At 63.4% G+C, this 6,703-nt stretch carries 8 protein-coding genes and 1 pseudogene; 5 read left to right on the top strand and 4 right to left on the bottom strand.

Features of this window, described 5'->3' with window-relative positions; all coding sequences use genetic code 11:
• Positions 1-76 precede the first annotated feature (76 nt).
• Positions 77-304: pseudogene (locus ACJH6J_RS29725) on the bottom strand (thiamine pyrophosphate-binding protein); the annotation flags it as partial.
• Positions 305-457: 153 nt separating this feature from the next.
• Between ACJH6J_RS29725 and ACJH6J_RS29730 the strand changes: the two are divergent.
• The 3 genes from ACJH6J_RS29730 to ACJH6J_RS29740 all read left to right on the top strand — a co-directional run bounded on the left by ACJH6J_RS29730 (position 458) and on the right by ACJH6J_RS29740 (position 2,676).
• Positions 458-721, top strand: coding sequence for a hypothetical protein (locus ACJH6J_RS29730; protein ID WP_212812408.1), 264 nt, complete (start codon positions 458-460; stop codon positions 719-721).
• A gap of 280 nt (positions 722-1,001) precedes the next feature.
• Positions 1,002-2,039, top strand: coding sequence for a 1-acyl-sn-glycerol-3-phosphate acyltransferase (locus ACJH6J_RS29735; RefSeq protein ID WP_212812409.1), 1,038 nt, complete (start codon positions 1,002-1,004; stop codon positions 2,037-2,039).
• A gap of 343 nt (positions 2,040-2,382) precedes the next feature.
• Entirely contained in the window at positions 2,383-2,676 is a 294-nt protein-coding gene (locus tag ACJH6J_RS29740; protein WP_110917505.1) for an ANTAR domain-containing protein, read from the top strand.
• A gap of 225 nt (positions 2,677-2,901) precedes the next feature.
• Here ACJH6J_RS29740 and ACJH6J_RS29745 read toward each other — a convergent pair whose 3' ends face one another.
• The gene (locus ACJH6J_RS29745; RefSeq protein WP_061009540.1) at positions 2,902-3,210 is read right to left on the bottom strand and encodes a DUF3040 domain-containing protein; all 309 of its coding nucleotides are present in this window, start codon (positions 3,208-3,210) and stop codon (positions 2,902-2,904) included.
• 99 nt (positions 3,211-3,309) lie between these two features.
• Here ACJH6J_RS29745 and ACJH6J_RS29750 point away from each other — a divergent pair, with 99 nt between their 5' ends.
• Positions 3,310-4,218, top strand: coding sequence for an alpha/beta fold hydrolase (locus ACJH6J_RS29750; RefSeq protein ID WP_082761785.1), 909 nt, complete (start codon positions 3,310-3,312; stop codon positions 4,216-4,218).
• 129 nt (positions 4,219-4,347) lie between these two features.
• Here ACJH6J_RS29750 and ACJH6J_RS29755 read toward each other — a convergent pair whose 3' ends face one another.
• Positions 4,348-4,725, bottom strand: coding sequence for an FAD-dependent monooxygenase (locus ACJH6J_RS29755; RefSeq protein WP_406804993.1), 378 nt, complete (start codon positions 4,723-4,725; stop codon positions 4,348-4,350).
• Positions 4,722-5,534 carry an FAD-dependent oxidoreductase gene (locus ACJH6J_RS29760; protein ID WP_406804994.1) on the bottom strand — a complete coding sequence of 271 codons (813 nt, stop codon included), beginning with the start codon at positions 5,532-5,534 and terminating at the stop codon, positions 4,722-4,724. The genes ACJH6J_RS29755 and ACJH6J_RS29760 overlap by 4 nt, the downstream gene beginning before the upstream one ends.
• 125 nt (positions 5,535-5,659) lie before the next feature.
• Here ACJH6J_RS29760 and ACJH6J_RS29765 point away from each other — a divergent pair, with 125 nt between their 5' ends.
• On the top strand, positions 5,660-6,643 hold the full coding sequence (locus ACJH6J_RS29765) for a hypothetical protein (protein ID WP_212812411.1): 984 nt from the start codon (positions 5,660-5,662) through the stop codon (positions 6,641-6,643).
• Positions 6,644-6,703 lie beyond the last annotated feature (60 nt).

Raw genomic sequence — 6,703 nt, forward strand, 5'->3', positions numbered from 1 at the left:
ACGAGCACGCCCACTACAGCGCCCTCGACCGAGAGCGTCAACCCGTATAGCAGCGGCGGAAAACCTGGGGCGGTTCACCGCTGGTCGCAACGCACACGCCGAAATGGCCCGAGAACTTGGCGAATCCGACCGCCTCGAACGCCGCCATCTCCTCGTGTCGAGCTTGCACGAACTGCGGACTATCGTCCGCGCGCCCCCACGCCGCGAGTAGGCCGTTGATCCCGTCGCCAGGGAAGCCGAAAACTTGTTTCACACCCCAGTCCCGCAATCGGGCTAACAACACATCCGCAACCGTGTCCGACAAAGTGATCACTTCCCAACGATTCTCGAGCGCTCGCGCTACGTGGCCCGCAGCATCACAAATAGCGGCATCCCCGTTTTGCGCCTCCTGACACCTGCCGTGACCAACTCTTAGGTAAATCCCAGGTCTGAGGACGCGACGGCAGTTGCAGATCCGGTGTCGTCGGTCGCCTACGCGATCGAAGCCGCACTGCGGGCCCTCGACGGTGATCTGGCGTTGCTGATTCCAGCAATGTCAGCAGTGCTGCTGATCATTGCCTTGGTGGTGGTGAACTACCAGCAGCTGATCGCTCGGTATCCGAGAGGTGGCGGAGCCTCAGCCGCGACCGGCGAGGCCTTCGGCGAAAGCCGGGCCCCCGCCGGGCCCGACCACCCGTGGAGTTGCTTCGTGATCGAGTTGAATTGCCTGGACAACCCCTGAGCGCAGTGAGTCCAAACGGCCGCTGACTGCCTCAACGACTGAGGTTGTAACTCCAGTTCACGACACGAATATGTCTATGCCACTGCAGTATTCGTGAGTCGGTCATCAATCCCGTCCTTCGCTGATGCCGCCGCGATCACCGCGCAGGCGCGGGTTGTGTCGTGAACGTTTCGGTAGCATATTGCAATAGTTGCCAAGTGCGGGAATGGATCAGCTTCGCGATGAGGCGAGGCGGGGATCACTCATCTGCCGCGCCAGGACGCAAATACAGGAGTACACGATGGCCAGTCCCCACGCCGCAACCGTTATCGAGCTCGACAGGCGAGCTTCGCACGCCGGAAGGAATGCATCGCTCCGACGTTCCGCGGATGGCCGGAAAGTCGCCGATACGGGCCCGCTTCGGAAAACCAGCACCGCACTTGGGGACGTCGCCACGAAGCGCATTGCCCTTGGCGGCACTGAACAGTTGCCGCGATATCGGGGCGGCGTCGTAGGTGACGCGGCAGCGATGACCTCGTTCATCTGCCGTCGTCTGATGGGCGACTACATGGTGGATGAGTTCGGCTATGACGCCGAGTTCGCCGAACAGGTAGTGCTGCCGGTGTTACGTCCACTGTTCAACACATGGTTTCGGGTTGACGTTGTTGGTGTGAACAATATTCCCTTCGACGGTCCGGCACTGATCGTGGCCAACCATGCGGGGGTGTTGCCGCTCGATGCGCTGATGACATCGGTCGCGGTTCATGACCACCATCCCGCCCGCCGCGCCGTACGGATCTTGGCCGCAGACCTGGTGTTCACGCTGCCCTTGCTCGGTCCGATTGCACGCAAGGCCGGTCACACGTTGGCCTGCGCTCCGGACACGCACCGCCTCCTGACGAACGGCGAATTGGCAGCTGTTTTCCCCGAGGGGTACAAGGGGCTGGGTAAGTGCTTCGGCGATCGGTACCGTTTGGCCCGTTTCGGTCGCGGCGGCTTCGCGGCAGCGGCGCTGCGGGCGGGTGCGCCGATTATTCCGTGCGCGATCGTGGGATCCGAGGAGATCTATCCGATGGTGGCCAACGTGGGGCCGCTGGCCCGAATGCTGGGCCTGCCGTATTTCCCGATCACACCTACGTTCCCGTTGACTGGCCTGATGGGCTTGGCGCCCCTGCCATCGAAGTGGTCGATCGAATTCGGCACGCCCATAAGGACATCGAGCTGTATTGATGCCGAGGACCCGATGGTCGTGTTTGGCCTCGCAGACCATGTTCGTCAAACCATCAGCTGCCTGCTGCGGCAACGGTTGGCCGCGCGGAACAATGTCTTCACCGGTTGATACCCAGAAGCAGCCCGGGCGTGGACTGAATGGGGATGTGCGGCACGGTGGAGAAGCTTCCGAGTTCCTCAGGCCGCCGCAGCCGCCCGTATGCGGTGATTCCCACCTCGCAGCACACGCAATCGTCACCGCAGTCCTCATGGCTGCGGCACTGGCGCTGGCGGTCTCCCTGTTATTCGGCGGCGACGCGCCACCCCGGTGTGCGATCGGCACACGCACTCCGACCTGCACCCGCGTGTAGCCGAGCACGCAGCGATCTGAAAAGGACTACACCACAAGATGATCCGACAGGAGCAACAATGACCAACCTCACCGCGGTCGAAACCGCGATCGAGCCACGCTGATGGACACCGTCATGAGCCGTCAACAGCTAACCACCGTTCAGCTCCGCCCCGGAGTGCGGGCTCTCGACCGCGCTGAGGGAGTGCTGATGGCCTTACGGCGCTGCAGCTGCGACGACGCCTTCGGTGAATTACTCGAAGCAGCGCGCCGCCAGCACGTACCAGTCTTCACGATTGCTTCGGCGCTCGTTGAGTTGGTGGATGGCAGCAACACCTTGGCTAGCGATCCGATCGCCTCAGCCGCCGCCAACAGACAATGGGGCGAGCTCATTGCCTGTCACCGTCGGCCCAGCTGACCTCTCGAACGCACTCGGACTCACGTTGGGCCCGGACTCCATTCCGCGGGTGCGGGCACGGAACCGAGGCGAACACGGCAGCACCACAGCACTTGTCGCTGACACGGCCGCCGACCAGTTGACCAGGCCGGAGCGAGGCGGTTAACGGCGCGAACGGCGCAGCACCACCGTGACCAACGCGAAGCCCTCGCTGCAGGCAGGGCGGATACATGCGGGTTCGACGGGCTACTTGCGGCGGCGAAGACCCTCTTTGGGCGGCACGGCGATCCAGCCGAATGCTGCGGTGAACATCATTGCGTAGCTGCACGCCGCAACGACATACACCCCGCCGGCGATGCCGGGAGCCACGAAGACCGCGCTGCCGATCATCGCCGCACCAATGAGGAACACCGGCGCCGCGGCAGTGCGTCGCCGACGCCGAATCCGGGTCGCAGATGTCATTTCATCGAACTGGCGGGCCAGTCGCGGTGCGGCCAGCTCCAACTCATCTGAGATTTGTTCAAGAATCTGCTGTTCGCGTTGCGACGGCTCCATGGCGCACCTCCCATGCCACATCGACAGCCAGGTGATTCCCGCACGTCACTGTCCGGTTCCATGCGGGCCGTTGCCGTATAGTGTTGCTTATAACAATAGTTGCAGTGTATTCCCATCTCTGAGTTTGAGCGCTCGCTGCACGGAAAACGGTTCTGCGGAAGTCCCTTTGCTTGTGGGAGGTGCACCATTCCCGAAGTCGAACTCAGTGCGGGCCGACTGCATTATCGCGACCGCGGTAGCGGACCGTGCGTCCTGCTGGTCCACGGATTGTTCGTCGACGGCACTGTGTGGGAGCCATTGGTGCATCTACTCGAAGGACATTCGCGGTGCGTCATACCGGACCTACCGCTGGGCGCGCACTCGGTACCGATGAACGGTGCCGACCTGTCCCCGCCGGCGCTTGCGGCAATGCTGGCCGAGTTCATCGAGCGGTTGCAGCTGTCCAACGTCACCGTGGTCGGAAACGACACCGGCGGTGCCTTGTGCCAGATTCTGTGCGCCCATCACCCCGACGTTGTCTACCGGTTGGTGCTGACCAATTGCGATGCGTTCGACCATTTTCCGCCCGCGGTTTTTCGCCCCATCGAAGCGGCCGGGGCTTACGTTCCCGGCCTCATCGCCGGCCTGGACCTGCTGTTGCGTATGCCGTGGTTTCGACGAGCGGCGCTGACCGTCGTACCGCTGACGATCCGGCCGTTACCCGACGCGCTGCTCAGAGAATGGTTTGCCCCGCTTCGTGACGCCCGCATCCGCGCGGACCTACAGACTGTGCTACAGGGGATTTCGTGCAAGCACACGCTCGACGCTGCCAAACGTTTGCAGCAATTTCCGCGGCCTGCGCTCGTCGTATGGGGCGCGCAAGACCGCTTTTTCCCGCTGTCGGACGCGGCGCGACTGACCCAGACGCTGCCCTACGCGCGGCTGGAAGTCGTCGACGACGCCCGCACGTACATTCAGTTCGACCAGCCGCAGCGGCTTGCCGAGTTGGTGCTCGAGCATATGCGGTAGCTCGCTGACGCCGCCCCCGCAAGGTCCGTTGCGTTCTGCATCCCCGTCGATGCGAGGTACCGCGAAATCCCTATCTCCACAACGTAAATCATGCCCAAGACGGCCTTCCACCGCGGCCGGAGGACTTGGTTACATGCCGTACTGCGGCAGTACTAACGCATCGCTGATTTCACGGCGCCAAATCCGCTGACCTAACCAGGGCAGCGCGAGCAGTTTGGTGGCCTGATTGCGCGCCCACACTCCCATCGGGGTGGTCGGGGCGAACACTGCGGCGAAGCGGCGAGCGGCGGCTTGTTTTCCTTCGATGAATCCGCGCAGCAGACGCTCTTGGCGCGCGAACGCGCGACGGTAATCGGTGTCGGCGCGGTTGAGTTCACCGGCAAGCACGTACGCCTGCGCCATCGCCAAGCCGGTGCCTTCCCCGGCCAGCAGCGATACCGCGCTGGCGGCGTCGCCGATCAACGCGACCCGTCCGTTGGACCACCGGTCCATGATGATCTGGCTCATGTGGTCGAAATAGATGTCCTCTGTTCGCTCCAGTGCCGCGAGAATTTGCGGACATTCCCACCCAGCTGTTCCGAGGACATGCCACAGGGCGTGTTTGATGCCGTCGATCGTGCGGGGGGGGCGGGGCCGGGTAGCCGATCGTCGGTGAACACGGTGAGAAACATGGTGCGATCGCCCCGCATCGCGAAACGGCTGATCATGCGTCCCGGACTACTGTGCGCGAGATAGACCAATTCGTCGCGTGGTCGGTAGCCGGGGACCTCGAACGCCGCTACCTGGTATCCCAGATCGGTTTCGAACCGATCGTCGGGGCCGAACACCGCCCGTCGCACCGCTGAATGCGTGCCATCTGCACCAATGACCAAATCGAAGGATTGTGGTCGCCCGCTGCGCGGGCGCACCTTGACACCGACCTCTGATTGTTCGATGTCGACCACGCGTGACCCGAACCTGGTGGACACCTGACCCTCGACGGAGTTGAAGATCATGCGTGCCAGGTCACCGCGTGCCACACTGGTGAATCGTCCGTCTGCCATGCGGCGCAGGGCGCGCGTGTTGAATCCACCAACGCGGCCACCATTCTGGTCGACCAGGCGGAGCTGTTCGACGTCGTAGCCGGCCGCGTGCACCTGTGCTGCGAGTCCCATCTTCTCGGCGACCTCGTACCCGACGCCCCAGAAGTCGACGATGTAGCCACCGTCGCGCAGCTCGGGCGCCGCCTCGAACACGGTGACATCGAAGCCGCTGCGGTGCAACCAGAATGCTGCCGTGGTCCCGGCGATCCCAGCGCCGACGATGGCGATCTTCATGAGTTTGTTCTTCGGATCACGCCACGGCGTGCAAACCTCCGCGCGCCCTGGTTGTGCATGCGGCCTCCTCGTGCTGCGCGTGGCCGGCGACGCGGTCACTTCAGCGCATTACCTATTATCGCATAATGCAACAGTTGCCGTTCGCGATCATTGGAGGTTGGCGCCGGTCGGTACGACAGCGCGGCGCCGCCCTGCCCAGGAGGACCGGCTATCGCGGGAACTTCGGAACGCGCCTGCGCAGCGCCGCAATCTGCATGGCGATGATTGCGGCATTTGTGCCACTATCCGGATGCGACACGCGGGTGCCCGACCGCCGTGACGACATCAACCGACTCAGCGCGCAACTGGGCTCGATGCCCGGGGTGCAAGCCGCTCACGCCGACTATGCCAACCACTGGGCCGAGGGCGCAGTGATGTTCGCCATCCACCTCGACGCCACGGAGAGCCTCACCGCCGACGAGCTGGCCTCGGTCGTGGATACCTACCTCCAAAATCTCGCATCGGGCCGATACCGCGACTATCACACCGAACTCGAGATCCGCCGCGGCTGGAACGTCTTCGCCGTAGACAGCAGTGACCGGCCTATTGCGAACACAACGCAAATCCTCGACCAGGCCCGCAACTGGATTGCCCTGCGCACCACGCTGCCGGGGGCCACTGTTGCACTGCGGTCCACGATCAGTCACCCGTTGGCGCACTTGAGCCCCAGGGAGATCGGGAGTTCGAACCGAGCGGATATCGAGCTTCCCGAAGGCACACAAAGCATGGACATCGCCGGCGCGGTCAGCACCATCGCAGCCCGATTCCCCTACCTGGCGGTGCTGAACTGGACGGTCAGCGCAGCACGGGCACAAGACCAGATCGCGTATACCGGGCGCTTCCCGACGGCCGCCGAACTCGAACTCTGGCGCCGGTTGACCACCGATCAAACCATCGCTCATACCGACAGCATGCAGATCAACGGACCCGTCACTCCACCGGTATGGCTTTCCGAAGCAACGGGCACCGACGCCCTTGACGTGGCCCTCGCCCTCGCCACCCAGCACCTACCCCTGGCCGCAGCATTGCCCGCTCCGGTCCTTTACACCGCAGGTGTTGACGACGCCTGAAAACTGACCCCCTGTCGACGGGTGAATTTTGACCCCCGTCATTGATAGGAGGGTGATTTC

The sequence above is a fragment of the Mycobacterium sp. SMC-18 genome (assembly GCF_045310895.1).
Lineage (GTDB): Bacteria > Actinomycetota > Actinomycetes > Mycobacteriales > Mycobacteriaceae > Mycobacterium.